At 63.7% G+C, this 13,215-nt stretch carries 11 protein-coding genes and 2 pseudogenes; 9 read left to right on the top strand and 4 right to left on the bottom strand.

Annotation, left to right across the window (positions count from 1 at the left end; genetic code table 11):
• The first annotated feature begins 240 nt into the window (after window positions 1-240).
• From ACVWW3_RS29330 to ACVWW3_RS29320, 3 genes are all read left to right on the top strand, one after another.
• On the top strand, window positions 241-1,014 hold the full coding sequence (locus ACVWW3_RS29330; RefSeq protein WP_247445408.1) for a ferredoxin--NADP reductase: 774 nt from the start codon (window positions 241-243) through the stop codon (window positions 1,012-1,014).
• A gap of 222 nt (window positions 1,015-1,236) precedes the next feature.
• A complete protein-coding gene (locus ACVWW3_RS29325; RefSeq protein ID WP_456647825.1) occupies window positions 1,237-2,949 on the top strand; it encodes an FMN-binding glutamate synthase family protein in 1,713 nt (570 codons plus the stop codon).
• Window positions 2,950-3,056: 107 nt separating this feature from the next.
• Entirely contained in the window at window positions 3,057-3,296 is a 240-nt protein-coding gene (locus ACVWW3_RS29320) for a PilZ domain-containing protein (protein ID WP_247348631.1), read from the top strand.
• Window positions 3,297-3,354: 58 nt separating this feature from the next.
• On the opposite strand, the gene ACVWW3_RS29315 is transcribed toward ACVWW3_RS29320, so the two are convergent.
• Entirely contained in the window at window positions 3,355-4,650 is a 1,296-nt protein-coding gene (locus tag ACVWW3_RS29315) for a hemolysin family protein (RefSeq protein ID WP_247348633.1), read from the bottom strand.
• 141 nt (window positions 4,651-4,791) lie between these two features.
• On the opposite strand from ACVWW3_RS29315, the pseudogene ACVWW3_RS29310 reads away from it, so the two are divergent.
• A pseudogene (locus ACVWW3_RS29310) lies at window positions 4,792-5,094 on the top strand (methyl-accepting chemotaxis protein); the annotation flags it as partial.
• A 21-nt stretch (window positions 5,095-5,115) separates the two neighbouring features.
• On the opposite strand, the pseudogene ACVWW3_RS29305 reads toward ACVWW3_RS29310, so the two are convergent.
• The 3 genes and pseudogenes from ACVWW3_RS29305 to ACVWW3_RS29295 all read right to left on the bottom strand — a co-directional run bounded on the left by ACVWW3_RS29305 (window position 5,116) and on the right by ACVWW3_RS29295 (window position 8,703).
• Window positions 5,116-7,097 (bottom strand): annotated as a pseudogene (locus ACVWW3_RS29305) (carbohydrate porin).
• Between the two features lie 399 nt (window positions 7,098-7,496).
• Entirely contained in the window at window positions 7,497-7,757 is a 261-nt protein-coding gene (locus ACVWW3_RS29300; RefSeq protein ID WP_354050249.1) for a hypothetical protein, read from the bottom strand.
• A gap of 139 nt (window positions 7,758-7,896) precedes the next feature.
• On the bottom strand, window positions 7,897-8,703 hold the full coding sequence (locus ACVWW3_RS29295; RefSeq protein ID WP_456647826.1) for a creatininase family protein: 807 nt from the start codon (window positions 8,701-8,703) through the stop codon (window positions 7,897-7,899).
• A 133-nt stretch (window positions 8,704-8,836) separates the two neighbouring features.
• On the opposite strand from ACVWW3_RS29295, the gene ACVWW3_RS29290 reads away from it, so the two are divergent.
• The 5 genes from ACVWW3_RS29290 to ACVWW3_RS29270 are packed head-to-tail and all read left to right on the top strand — an operon-like array spanning window position 8,837 to window position 13,211.
• Complete coding sequence (locus ACVWW3_RS29290) at window positions 8,837-9,859, top strand: ABC transporter substrate-binding protein (protein ID WP_456647827.1); 1,023 nt, start codon at window positions 8,837-8,839, stop codon at window positions 9,857-9,859.
• Window positions 9,860-9,869: 10 nt separating this feature from the next.
• Window positions 9,870-10,715: an ABC transporter ATP-binding protein gene (locus tag ACVWW3_RS29285; protein WP_456647828.1), complete on the top strand. Its 846-nt coding sequence runs from the start codon at window positions 9,870-9,872 to the stop codon at window positions 10,713-10,715.
• Window positions 10,712-11,530 (top strand): ABC transporter permease, encoded by an 819-nt coding sequence (locus tag ACVWW3_RS29280; protein WP_456647829.1) that lies wholly within the window; start codon window positions 10,712-10,714, stop codon window positions 11,528-11,530. Before ACVWW3_RS29285 ends, ACVWW3_RS29280 begins: the two co-directional genes overlap by 4 nt.
• On the top strand, window positions 11,530-12,519 hold the full coding sequence (locus ACVWW3_RS29275; protein WP_247445400.1) for a 2-hydroxyacid dehydrogenase: 990 nt from the start codon (window positions 11,530-11,532) through the stop codon (window positions 12,517-12,519). Before ACVWW3_RS29280 ends, ACVWW3_RS29275 begins: the two co-directional genes overlap by 1 nt.
• Window positions 12,519-13,211, top strand: coding sequence for an AprI/Inh family metalloprotease inhibitor (locus ACVWW3_RS29270; RefSeq protein WP_456647830.1), 693 nt, complete (start codon window positions 12,519-12,521; stop codon window positions 13,209-13,211). The genes ACVWW3_RS29275 and ACVWW3_RS29270 overlap by 1 nt, the downstream gene beginning before the upstream one ends.
• Window positions 13,212-13,215 lie beyond the last annotated feature (4 nt).

Below are 13,215 nucleotides of genomic sequence, written 5' to 3'. Positions count from 1 at the left end.
AGGAAAAGAAATTGCCCTTCGCGCGTGTCCGGCAGCGGATTCATTGATGGTGCGGCCATTTCCGCTGCAAATGCCGGTTTGACCGGCATCAATTGCGTCCGGAACGAGGTTGATTATTGGTCTCAATGGCGTAGATCACACACGACAAATCCTCCGCCATGGCAATGGTGTCCGCTCCGCTTTCAGGGGCCGGGCAACGCTTTTGCCCTAAAACCGCAATTATTCGGAATATCGAAAATCATGAGCGCGTTTTACCGAGAGAAAGTTCTTTCCGTCCAGCATTGGACCGACACCCTGTTCAGCTTTCGCGCCACCCGCGATTCCGGCTTCCGCTTCCAGAACGGCCAGTTCGCGATGATCGGCCTCGAAATTGAGGGCCGCCCGCTGCTGCGCGCCTACAGCATGGCGAGCGCCAATCACGAGGAGGAGCTCGAGTTCTTCTCGATCAAGGTCCAGGACGGCCCGCTGACGTCGCGTCTCCAGAAGATCAGGGAAGGCGACACCATCCTGGTCGGTCGCAAGGCGACCGGCACGCTGATCACCGACAACCTCATCCCCGGCAAGCGGCTGATGCTGCTCTCGACCGGCACGGGCCTGGCGCCCTTCGCCAGCCTGATCAAGGACCCCGAGGTCTACGACCAGTTCGACAGCATCGTGCTGGTGCATGGCTGCCGTCAGGTCTCCGAGCTCGCCTATGGCGAGAAGCTCGTCGCCAGCCTTCGCGAGGACGAACTGTTCGGGGAGTTGCTCGCGGACAAGCTCATTTACTACCCGACCGTGACCCGCGAGCCCTTCAAGAACCGCGGCCGCATCACCGATCTCATCAGCTCCGAGCAGATCTTCAATGACATCGGCCAGGGCCCGCTCGACATCGCGACCGACCGCGTCATGATGTGCGGCAGCCCGGGGATGCTCGAAGAGCTGAAAGTGATGTTCGAGGGCCGCGACTTCGTCGAGGGCTCCGGCAACAAGCCCGGCCATTTCGTGATCGAAAAGGCGTTCGTCGAGCGGTAGGCCCTTTCGGTGTCGTCCTGGCTTTCGTCAGGACGAAGGCTATGGGTAAAGCGCCTTGACCGGTTAATGGTCCGTCCTCCCCAGCACTTCTGCTGCACTGCAAAAGCTCGCCCATCGGGCTGATTGATTTGTCTCCCCCGAATTCGCTAGCCTGAAACAAGGGCCGCGTCATATCCGTATGACCGGCGCGGGCGTATCGTATCGCCTCATGCTGGCGAGAGGATGGGAATCGTGGCCGACGACAACAAGACGCAGGAATCGCCCAAGCACTTATCGCCCAAACGTTTGCCGCTGGCGGAAGAGGGGATCATGGAAACCCTGCTGCTGCCATTCTCCCCACGCTTCATCATCCTGACGATCTGCGCGGTGGTCACCGCGTTGCTGATCGGCATCGGCATCGCCGACCGCAAGATCTTCGACATCCTGCTGATCCCGATCCTGATCTTCGGCGCGTTGACGGCGCTTGGCGTCCGCGACCTGATGCAGAAGGGCCATGCGGTTCTGCGTAATTACCCGATCTCGGCGCATATCCGCTTCCTGCTCGAAGAGATTCGTCCGGAGATGCGGCAGTATTTCTTCGAGAGCGAGAAGGACGGCATGCCGTTCTCGCGCGACATCCGTGCGGTGGTCTATCAGCGCGCCAAGATGCAGCTCGACAAGCGTCCGTTCGGCACCCAGGAGGACGTCTACCGCGAGGGCTACGAGTGGATGCATCACTCGGTCTCGCCGAAGACGCATGCCGATGAGAAATTCCGCGTCACCATCGGCGGGCCGGATTGCGCGAAGCCCTATTCCGCTTCGGTGTTCAACATCTCGGCGATGAGTTTTGGCGCGCTCAGCCCGAACGCCGTGCGCGCGCTGAATGCCGGCGCCAGGAAGGGCGCCTTCGCGCATGACACCGGCGAGGGCGGCGTCAGTCCCTATCATCGCGAGATGGGCGGCGACATCATCTGGGAGATCGGCTCGGGTTATTTCGGCTGTCGCCATCTCGACGGCAGCTTCGATCCCGAGGCGTTCGCGCGCGTCGCGACCCAGGACCAGATCAAGATGGTCGAGCTCAAGATCAGCCAGGGCGCCAAGCCCGGCCATGGCGGCGTGCTGCCGGCGGCGAAGGTTTCGGAGGAGATTTCCAAGATCCGCGGCGTCGCGATGGGCGAGGATTGCATCTCGCCGGCTTCGCACCGCGCCTTCTCGACGCCAATAGGCATGATGCAGTTCATCGCCGAGATGCGCCGCCTCTCCGGCGGTAAGCCGACCGGATTCAAGCTCTGCATCGGCCATCCCTGGGAATTTCTGGCGATCTGCAAGGCCATGATCGAGACCGGCATCTATCCTGATTTCATCGTCGTCGACGGCAACGAGGGCGGCACCGGCGCGGCGCCGCTGGAGTTCATGGACCATCTGGGCATGCCGATGCGCGAAGGGATCAATTTCGTCCACAATGCGCTGATCGGCATCAATGCGCGCGACCGCATCAAGCTCGGCGCCTCCGGCAAGATCGCCACTGCGTTCGACATGGCGCGCGCCATGGCGATCGGCGCCGACTGGTGCAATTCGGCGCGCGGCTTCATGTTCTCGCTCGGCTGCATCCAGTCGCTGAGCTGCCACACCGACCGCTGCCCGACCGGTGTCGCAACGCAGGATCCGACGCGGGCCCGCGCGCTCTACGTGCCGCTCAAGATCGACCGCGTGCACAACTACCACCATGCGACGCTGCGCTCGCTGAGCGAGCTGATTGCCGCGGCCGGCCTTGAACATCCGCAGCAATTGCGCCCGATCCACTTCAGCCAGCGGACGTCGACGACCCAGGTGAAATCCTTCGCACAGCTCTACCCGTCGCTGCGTCCGGGTGAGTTGCTCGAAGGCACCGAAGACCCGCGCTTCCGCGACGCCTGGCAGATGGCGCGGACGGAGACGTTCCAGCCGGCGCAGTAGGCGCCGGTCCACCGCATGATACCGCCCCACGTCTGACCGCGCGTAAATTTCCCGGGAGCGAGGTTGCAGCTTAACGTCCGTGTCAGCTTCGGGTGTAAACTGGCTCCATGGACGAACGACGCGACAAGGCAAGGCATCGCGTGCTGAAGGCCGGGACGATCGAGTTCGGCGGCGGCGCGATCGACTGCACCGTCCGCAACCTGTCCGGTACCGGCGCCGCGCTCGACGTCTCCAGCCCCGTCGGCATCCCCGACCATTTCACCCTGTTCGTCCAGGTTGACGGCACGCATCTCGCCTGCACCGTGGTCTGGCGCAAGGAAAAGCGGATCGGCGTGAGGTTCGGGTGAGGGGTTCTCTCCGCGAGCGCTTCTCTTGTAATCGAGTTTCGCGGAGACAGGCAGCATCTTATCCTGTCTCGACTTCGCCGATCCGGCTCGCCAAAATCTTGTCGATCCGCCGCCCGTCGAGATCGATCACCTCGATGTGCCAGCCGCCGAGGTCGAAGGCGTCGCCGACATCAGGCAGCAGGTTGAACTGCTGCAGCACGAAGCCGGCGACCGTGTTGTAGCGGTGCGGCGGCAGTTCGATGCCGAGCAGCTCGCCGAACTCGTCGACCGGCATCCAGCCTGAGATCAGCAGTGAATCGTCCGCGCGCTTGACGTAGGCCGGTTCCGGCGGGCCTTCCTCGGAATGGAAGGCGCCGACGATCGATTCCAGAATGTCAGCCGTCGTCACGATGCCTTCGAAGGCGCCGTATTCGTCGTAGACGAGGCCAACATGCACCGGCGCAGCCTTCAGGATCGCCAGCACGTCGCGGGCATCCGCCGACGCGGGAATGCCCGGCGCCTCGCGAACCAGCGCGCGCAAATCCGGCGTGCGCTCGTTCATGTAGGCGACCAGCAGGTCCTTGGCCTGGAGCACGCCAATCGGCTTGTCGCGGTCACCGTCGGACACGGGGAAGCGCGAATGCGGACTCTTCGCGATGGTCGCTTGAATGTTCTCCGGTGCATCGCGCAGGTCGATCTCGTTGACCTCTGTGCGCGGCGTCATGATTGCGCCGACCGGCCGGTCGCCAAGCCGCATCACGCCTGCGATCATTTCCTTTTCGCCCGATTCCAGCACGCCCGCGCTTTCGGCCTCGCTGACCAGATGATGGATCTCGTCCTCCGAGACCTTCTCCTCGGCCTTGCCGCCGCGGCCGAGTAGCGAGAGGATCAGCTTGCCGGAGAGATCGAGCAGGAAAACCAGCGGCAGCGAGACCCGCGCCAGAACGTGCATCGCGGGGGCGACCTTGACCGCGATGCTCTCGGGGTCGCGCAGCGCCACCTGCTTCGGCACCAGCTCGCCGACGATCAGGGTGGCGTAGGTGATGAGCGTGACCACGATGCCGACGCCGACGATGTCGGCAATCCCTGCGGACAAGCCGAGTTCGAGCAGCCATTGCGTCAGCCGCTGCCCGAGCGTCGCGCCCGAGAACGCGCCGGAGAGCACGCCGACCAGCGTGATGCCGATCTGCACCGTCGAGAGGAATTTGCCGGGATCGGCCGCGAGCGTCAGCGCCCGCTCGGCGCCGCGTACGCCCTTGGCGGCAAGTATGGACAGCCGTGCCGGGCGCGAGGAGACCACCGCCAGCTCGGACATGGAGAGCAAACCGTTGATGACGATCAGGACGACGACGATGGCGAGTTCGACGGAGAGCATTGACGTTCCGAGGTAATGGAGTGGGGCCAGACGGCGGCGCAAGCATTGATATAGGTATTCGGGGAAGAAATGCCGACGATTCTGTCGCATCCGGGCCGAGGGAACCTCTCGCGTCACTGAACGCTAGCGACGCCGGCACCCCGCGCAACTACGACCAATGACCATGTCGGCGAGCTCGCCAAGGCTGCCCGCCGGATCGGCGACGTGGTCGAGCTCATCAGCCAGATCGCGGGCCAGACCAATCTACTGGGACTCAACGCGACCATCGAGGCGGCACGCGGCACCCAGCAGGTCTTCGCCAGCATCGTCGACGTGCAGCGCGGCGCGAGCCAGACCGGATCGGCCTCCTCCAACGTGCTTGCGTCAGCGAGGTCGCTGTCCGGCGAGAGCAGCCGCCTCAAGGTCGAGGTCGGAAAATTTCTCGACGCAATCCGCGCTGCATAGGAAACGCGTCGCGGGCAGCGCTCAGAACTCGCCGTGCAGCCGGCCCGAGAACACCGACACCGGCCCGCGATCGGCGTTGTAGGCGGGATTGACGATCAGCTGGTAGTCGGCGGTGAAGGTGAGATTCTTGTTCAGCGCGTAGGCGTAGTAGGTTTCGAGGATGCGCTCGCGGCGGTAGTTGAGCGCGCCGTCGCCGATGAGAACACCGAGGCCGCCGGCGGCCAGGAAGTCGCGATAATCCTGCGAGATGGCATTGACGGCGCCGCCGACGCCGATCACGTCATCGGGCCGGCCCCATTTCGTGCCCTTGATCGAAAGACCGCCGGACAGGCTGCGGTTAATATCGGTGAAGGCGAGCGTTTCGCTCTTGCCGTCATTCCAGCTCCAGCGGCCGAACAGCCCGACATCGTCCGTGATCGCCTGTTCGAGATTGACGACGTAGCCGACCTTGATGCGGCCGCGCCGGGTCTGGGCGATGTCGAGATTGAGCGCGGGATTGTCCAGCGTTTCGCGGAAGCTGCCCATATTGGCGCTGTCGAGCCAGCCCATGGTCCTGAGCTTGCCCGATTGGCCGAACAGCGAGAAGCGCGTCTCGATCTCGACCACGTACTGGCCGCGCTCCCCGACCTTGGTATCGAAATGATTTGAATTGGGCTCCGCCACCATCAGGAAATAACCGCCGCGCAGCGCCCATTGCTTCTGGTTGAACTCGGCGGTGACGCCGTAGGTGAGGCCGACCTTGTCGGCGGAATAGTCGAAGGCGCCCGGCGCCCACAGCGACCAGTTCATGAAGTCCTTGCGGGTGTCCTTGGCGTAGGCATTGCCGTCGAACACGTCGATCACCGCGAACTTGCCGGCCTGCACCGTGAGCCTGGAAACGTCGACCTTCTGCCCAAGCTGCAACTGGCCGCTCGCGAGCTCTTCCTGCTCGCCGCCAAAGCCAAACGTCTGGCGCACGAACAGGCGCGAGGTGTTGTAATGCGGATAGGCAAAGTTCGACTTCTGCGCTTCGCCATTCGGGAAGCCCGCGGCGCCAACGGTGTCGTTCAATCCAAATCCCTGCAGCAGCTCGGGATTGTAATAGACCTCGCCACCGTCCCACAGCCGCGCGTTCAGGAACAGGCTGTTGCTCCACGTCGCCTTGGCCTGCGCCGACGGCGAGAGCGAGTTCGGCCCGGTGTAGAGAGCAGGGAACGACGGATAGCCTTGCGGCAGATAAGTGCTCTGGCCGTGAATCTCCCAGCGATCCGATTCAGTGGCGATCAGCGAACTGATCGCCGAACTCTTGGGGTTGTAGCTCGGCATGCCCGGCCAATCGACCTTGCGATTGAGGCCGAGCCGGATCGACTGGAAATCGAGCGACGAGGAGGTGTACTGGGCGCCCGTGGAGAAGGCGACATTGGCGCTGTCGAAGCGGCTGTAGAGATATTCGACCCGCGCGCTCCAATGCGGCGCGAAGCCGTATTCGATGCCGGCACCGGCGATCCAGCCGGGCCGCGTGTTCAGGATTTTCGGGACGTCACCTGCGGCCGGCGTGTCGAAATAGCGCTCGCCCATCCATGCAAAGCCGCCGGTGGCATAGACCAGCCACGGACCACTGGTGTAGCCGAGGCGGCCGCGCAGGCTCGCGGTGTAGTCCCATTGCTGCGCGACGGTGTTGGCGGGTGTCGCCAGGAAGGAGACGATCGAGTTGGACGTGATGTAGTTGGGAAACGAAAAATCGCCTTCGGCGCCCACCAGCCAGCCGGAGTTGAGCCGGTAATTGTAGCCGGCCTGCACGCCACCGATCATGCCGCTGAAGACGCCGCTGTCGTTGATCCCTGTGCCGTCGTTCAGCGCAAAACGCGACGAGCCCAGGCTATAGCCGGCGTGTGCACCGATATACAGGCCCGTCCAGTCGTAGACCGCCTTCAGCGCCGGCGCCTTCAGCGGCAGGTCGGCCGCGTTGCCGGTGGCGGGAAAAAAGCCAATACGCCCGAGGCAATCGCCGCGGCCGTCCGCAAGTACAGCTGTCGGTGACCCCTCAACGCCAAAACGCACGCCCCCAAACGCGAATGTGTCCCACCCGCCGCGATATCCCTGCCGATTCGCGGCGACCCTGTCATCAGGTCTTGGGTGCTCCCGCGATCGGGCGAGATGATCTCGATCCGGCGCAGTTTCTTCCCAAGCCCCTGAGCTCGTTGCAAACCTTATTGCAATTAATTCGCAATAGCAACTGATGCGGATTGCCGCGGAGGATAGTTCGCACCTCGGTGTGACGGGACTGCAACAAATTCCCGAGGCCTGAAAACGGATGACCCCGCCCGGGGGGACATCCGGGCGGGGTCGGGGCACGACACGGGGTGGATGAGGCGCCCGTGTCGGACGCAGGATCCACGTGAGATCGGCCTCAGGTACTCAAATCAGTAGCAGCTACGAACGCGGCCAACGTACTGGCCGAAGGCGTTGTACTGGGCGACCCAGCCGCAGCGGTGATAGCCGTAATAGGGATCGTTGCTGGCGGCGATCGCGGTGCCGACGACGGCGGCGGTAGCGATACCCAGGCCGACACCGACGCCCCAGCCGAGCGGCTTGGCTTGCGCCTGCGAGGTGGTGGCCACGACGCTGCCGGTCAGGGTGAGCGCGGCGAAGGCAACTGCGAAAATCTTGGTCTTGATCGACATTTGAAACTCCATCCGGGTTGAGGCGGTCCGTTGTGGCCCGCGTGCCCAGTTGGACGGAGGCTCCTCGAATCCGGTTCGAAGGCCGCGAATTCAGTCGCGCAGTTCGAATCCTTCCTGAATGATTACAATGAGATACGAGCTAGCCGAGGGGGCCTTTGGCGAGCCTGTTCACGTCGAAGTTATCGACCTCGGCAAGCAGTTCGCAAAAGGCGCGGGCGCCCTGGTCGATCAGCTGCTCGCCCTTCGCGGCCACGGCCAGCGTCGCATTACCGACGGCACCGCTCGGGTGGAGATCCTGCGCCTGCCAGGCGAAGGGCGCGGGCCGCTGCGTCGACAGCCAGCGATATTGCTTCTCCAACGCGATGCTGCTCGCGGGGAAATCCGCGATTGCATCGGCGCGCACCTGATCGGGATAGCGCGCCAGCATGATCGAGGTCTCCACCGCGCCGCCATGAATGCCGTGGCGCACTTCGTCGGCCGGGAACAGCTTGTCCGCGGCTGACAGCCGCGACCACGACGTCGTCACCACCAGCAGCTTGTGATGCGCGCGAAGATCCTGAGCAATCAGCATCATCGCGGCGCTGTTGCCGCCGTGGCTGGTGATGATGACGAGCTTCTTCAATCCGCGCCGCGCGACGTCCTCGCCGATTCCTGTCCATCTCTTCAGCGCGATTTCGGTCGGCAGCGTCTGCGTGCCCGGATAGTCGATATGCTCGGTGGAAATCCCGACCGGCTCAACAGGCAGGAAAATCGCCGGAACGTTCGCGGGCAACAGCTCGTGCATGCGCGCGAGATAGGCGTCCGCAATCAGCACGTCGGTTGTGAGCGGCAGGTGCGGGCCGTGCTGCTCGGTCGCCGCCAGCGGCAGCACTGCGATCCAGCGCGACACGTCGGTGAGGCCAGCTTCGGACCAGCGGATATCGGTCCAGTCGCGGGAGGGCGTCATCAAGGTTTCTTTGGAGGTTTCTTTGCCCAAATTTGTCACGTAGTTTGGGGTTATGGAGGGGACGCGGACTCGGCCGGCTCGCGTCCCCGATTGCCTTGTTATCATGGGCCGGAACGATCGACGGAGTCCAATCATGCGTCTCATCCATCTCTGGCGAGCGTTAACGGGGGCCTTGGTGGCCGCATCTCTCGCGGCCCTGCCCGTGCGTGCCGAAACGCTCGACAAGGTCACCTTCGGCACCAATTGGGTCGCCGAGGCCGAGCACGGCGGCTTTTTCCAGGCCGTCGCCGACGGCACCTACGAGAAATACGGCCTCGACGTCACCATCGTCCCCGGCGGGCCCAACGAGAACAACCGGATGCTGCTGATCGCCGGCAAGATCGATTTCTTCATGGCCGCGAACACGCTGATGTCGTTCGACGCGGTTGCCAACAACGTCCCGGTCGTCACCATCGCCGCGGTGTTCCAGAAGGATCCGCAGGTGATGCTGACGCAGCCCGACGCCAAGGTCGCCAAGATCGAGGACCTCAAGCCGCTGACGCTGTTCGTCTCCAAGGAGGGCATGACCAGCTATTTCCAGTGGCTGAAGTCCGAATACGGTTTCAACGAGAAGAACGTTCGCCCCTATAATTTCAATCCGCAGCCCTTCATCGCCAATCCCAAGAGCGCGATGCAGGGTTACGTCACCTCCGAGCCCTTCGCGGTCGAGAAGGCGGCCGGCTTCAAGCCCAACGTGCTGCTGCTCGCCGATTACGGCTTCAACACCTATTCGACCCTGATCGAGACCCGCCGCGACGTGGTCGAGAAGAAGCCCGACCTGGTGCAGCGCTTCGTCGACGCCTCCTTGGTCGGCTGGTACAATTACATCTACCGCGACAATTCTGCGGGCAACGCCATGATCAAGAAGCTCAATCCGGAGATGACCGACGAATCGCTCGCCTATTCCGTCGCCAAGATGAAGGAATACGGCATCGTCGATTCCGGCGAGTCGCTGAAGAACGGCATCGGCGCGATGAGCGACGATCGCTACACCTCCTTCTTCAACAAGATGGTGAAGGCGGGCGTCGTGAAGCCGGACCTGGACTTCCGCAAATCCTATACGCTGCGCTTCGTCAACAAGGGCGTCGGCGTCGAGCTGCGCCCCAGCAAGCCGTAGCGCAAGGTCGATGTCGTCAGTCAAAACCACGGCGGGGGTCGAGACCGGCCTGACGGCCCTCGCCGTCAGCCTGCGCGGCGTGACGAAGGCCTATGACAACGGCGTGATGGCGCTCGGCCCGCTCGACCTTGCGGTGCGCAAGGGCGAGTTCATCTCGCTGCTGGGACCGTCCGGTTGCGGCAAATCCACCGCGCTGCGGCTGATCGCGGAGCTCAGCGCGCCGTCGTCCGGGGTCGTGCGGTTGGCGCGTCAGGAGGGCAAGGCGCAGCCGGGCCATGTTCAGCCAGGTCATTTTCAGCCAGGTCGAGGCATCGGCTTCGTGTTTCAGGAGCCGACCCTGATGCCCTGGACCAGCGTGCGCGAGAACGTGCGGCTGCCGCTGAGGCTCGCAGGCGTGCCGAAGGCGGACGCGCGCGCGCGCGCCGACGAGGCGCTGGCGAGCGTCGGGCTTGTTGATTTCGCCGAGGCCTTTCCGCGCGAACTCTCCGGCGGCATGAAGATGCGGGTGTCGCTGGCGCGTGCGCTCGTCACCGACCCTGATATCCTCCTGATGGACGAGCCGTTCGCGGCGCTCGACGAAATCACGCGCTTCCGCCTCAACAACGATTTGCTCGCGCTGTGGCGCAGCCTTGGCAAGACCGTCATCTTCGTCACCCATTCGGTGTTCGAATCCGTCTATCTGTCGCAGCGCGTGGTGGTCATGTCGGCGCGGCCGGGCCGCATCCAGGCCGACATCCGCATCGAGACGGTCGAGCCGCGCGGCGAGGAGTTTCGCACTTCAGTCGCCTATTCCGATTATTGCCGGAGAGTGTCGGCCGCGCTGGCGCCGTCCTATTCAGGGCAGTCGACGCTATGAATGCGCAAGCTACCGTCACTGCGAAGCCGTCCGGCGCAAAACGCGCGTTGCGTTTCGTGCTGCCCGTCATCGTATTCGCGGCGGGACTCCTCGCCTGGGAACTCGTGGTCCGCATCAAGGACATCCCGCCTTACGTGCTGCCGGCGCCCTCGGTCATTTTCCTGACGCTGATCAAGGACTGGGCGGTGCTGTCACAATCGCTCGCCGCGACGTTGCTGACCACGCTTGAAGGTTTTGTGGCAGCCAGCATCGGCGGCATCGCGATGGCGCTGCTGTTCAACCAGTCGAAATGGGTGGAAGCCTCGTTATTTCCCTATGCCGTGGTGCTTCAGGTCACACCTGTCATCGCGATTGCGCCACTGCTGCTGATCTATCTGGAGCAGCAGACCGCGGTCGTGGTCTGCGCCTTCATCGTCGCCTTTTTCCCGGTGCTGTCGAACACCACGCTTGGGCTCAATTCGGTCGATCGCAACCTCGCCGGCCTGTTCCAGCTCTATGGCGCCTCGCCACAGCAGACCCTGCGCTTTCTCAAGCTGCCAGCGGCGCTGCCCTATATTCTCGGCGGCCTGCGCATTGCCGGCGGCCTGTCGCTGATCGGCGCGGTCGTGGCCGAGATCGCGGCAGGAACGGCTGGCGCCGGCTCCGGGCTCGCCTACAGGATCGCCGAATCCGGCTACCGGTTGAACATACCCCGCATGTTCGCAGCGCTGCTGTTGCTGTCGCTGGCCGGGATTGTCATCTATGGGGTGCTGGCGCTAGTTTCGCACCTCGTTTTACGGCGCTGGCATGAGAGCGCGCTTGGAAAGGACAACTGATGACCACCGGTTCGATTTCGTCCGAAAAGATCGACCTTCTGATTTATGGGCCGGTCCGGCCGATCCTCGAGAACGGGTTTTCCGATCATTTCGTCGTGCACAAGGCGGAGACGCGGGGCGATCTCGAGCGGCTGACGCCGGCGATCCGCGAAAAGATCCGCGGCGTGGCGGTGACCTATCACACCGTGCGCGCCGACAAGGATTCGCTGTCGCAATTGCCCAAGATCGAGATGGTGGCGAGCTTCGGCGTCGGCTACGACCACATCGACTCCAAATATGCCGCCGAGCACAACATCATTGTCACCAACACGCCCGACGTGCTGACCGAGGAGGTCGCCGACGTCGCCATGGGCCTTCTGATCTCCACCGTGCGTGAGTTCATCAAGGCCGACCGTTATGTGCGCTCCGGCCTCTGGCAGACCCAGAACTATCCGCTCAGCGTCGGCTCGCTGCGCGACCGCAAGGTCGGCATCGTCGGCATGGGCCGGATCGGACAGGCAATCGCGCGCCGGCTCGATGCCTCGCTGGTGCCGGTGGTCTATCACACCCGCAATCCGTCCAAGGAGGTCTCCTACAAGCACTACCCTGACCTGATCGAGATGGCGAAGGCGGTGGACACGCTGATGGTGATCGTGCCCGGTGGCGCCAGCACCAACAAGATGATCAACGCCGAGGTATTGAAGGCGCTCGGACCGCGCGGTGTGCTGGTCAACGTCGCGCGCGGCTCCGTGATCGACGAACCGGCGCTGGTCCAGGCGCTCAAGTCAGGCACCATTCTGGCGGCCGGTCTCGACGTGTTCGCGGCCGAGCCCACCGTGCCGGACGAGCTCAAGACCATGCAGAACGTCGTGCTGTTGCCGCATATCGGCTCGGCCTCGGTGGTGACACGCAACGCGATGGATCAGCTCGTGGTCGACAACCTCAAATCCTGGTTCGCCGGCAAGGCGCCGTTGACGCCGGTTGCGGAGACGCCGTTCAAGGGACGCTGATGAACGCGCTTCGCCTCGCTGCGTGGGTGGTGGCGGCGCTTGTCGCCGCCTCGACGCTCGCGCAGGCGCAGGATACGACGACCCTGAAGAAGGAAATGGTGGGGCAGTGGGAGCTCTCGACCACCGAGCGCAGCAAGACCTGCGTGGTCACGATGAAGGGCGAGGCAGCCGGGCAGGGTTTCAAGCTCGAGCTGGAGCCGGCCTGCAAGGCCGCGCTGCCCTTCACCAAGGGCATCGTCGCCTGGAGTGTCAGGGGCCTCGACATCGTCCGTATGCAGGATGCGAGCGGTGAAGCCGTGATCGACTTCACCGAGGTCGAGGCCGGTATCTTCGAGGGCCTGCGGCAAGGCGAGGGCGTCTACATCCTGCAAGACCTCGCCGCCGCCCGCTCGATGGCGAAGTCGATGGACCAGATGATCGGCGACTGGTCGATGGTGCGGAGCAACGGCCAGCCGGTCTGCGCGCTGACGCTGACCAACACGGAAGCCGGGCCCGACAATTTCCAGGTCTTCCTCAAGCCGAAATGCGACGCGGCCATCGCGCAGTTCAACCCCACGCAATGGCGGCTCGAGCGCGGTCAGATCATTTTGATGTCGAAGGCCGGCGACGCCTGGCAGTTCGAGGCCGACGACAACGCGCAATGGCGGCGCGTTCCCGATACCGCCGATCCCCTGATCATGCTGCGTCAGTAGGCGC

Source organism: Bradyrhizobium sp. LM2.9, from assembly GCF_054056555.1.
The sequence above is the reverse complement of the archived record's forward strand: the minus strand, read 5'-3'. Positions and strand labels throughout refer to the sequence as shown.

Coding starts and splice junctions, on each gene's coding strand:
- ACVWW3_RS29325 (WP_456647825.1), top strand. CDS start 1,237: ATGGGAATCGTGGCCGACGACAACAAGACGCAGGAATCGCCCAAGCAC.
- ACVWW3_RS29275 (WP_247445400.1), top strand. CDS start 11,530: ATGACCACCGGTTCGATTTCGTCCGAAAAGATCGACCTTCTGATTTAT.
- ACVWW3_RS29295 (WP_456647826.1), bottom strand. CDS start 8,703: ATGACGCCCTCCCGCGACTGGACCGATATCCGCTGGTCCGAAGCTGGC.
- ACVWW3_RS29290 (WP_456647827.1), top strand. CDS start 8,837: ATGCGTCTCATCCATCTCTGGCGAGCGTTAACGGGGGCCTTGGTGGCC.
- ACVWW3_RS29270 (WP_456647830.1), top strand. CDS start 12,519: ATGAACGCGCTTCGCCTCGCTGCGTGGGTGGTGGCGGCGCTTGTCGCC.
- ACVWW3_RS29330 (WP_247445408.1), top strand. CDS start 241: ATGAGCGCGTTTTACCGAGAGAAAGTTCTTTCCGTCCAGCATTGGACC.
- ACVWW3_RS29280 (WP_456647829.1), top strand. CDS start 10,712: ATGAATGCGCAAGCTACCGTCACTGCGAAGCCGTCCGGCGCAAAACGC.
- ACVWW3_RS29300 (WP_354050249.1), bottom strand. CDS start 7,757: ATGTCGATCAAGACCAAGATTTTCGCAGTTGCCTTCGCCGCGCTCACC.
- ACVWW3_RS29285 (WP_456647828.1), top strand. CDS start 9,870: ATGTCGTCAGTCAAAACCACGGCGGGGGTCGAGACCGGCCTGACGGCC.
- ACVWW3_RS29315 (WP_247348633.1), bottom strand. CDS start 4,650: ATGCTCTCCGTCGAACTCGCCATCGTCGTCGTCCTGATCGTCATCAAC.
- ACVWW3_RS29320 (WP_247348631.1), top strand. CDS start 3,057: ATGGACGAACGACGCGACAAGGCAAGGCATCGCGTGCTGAAGGCCGGG.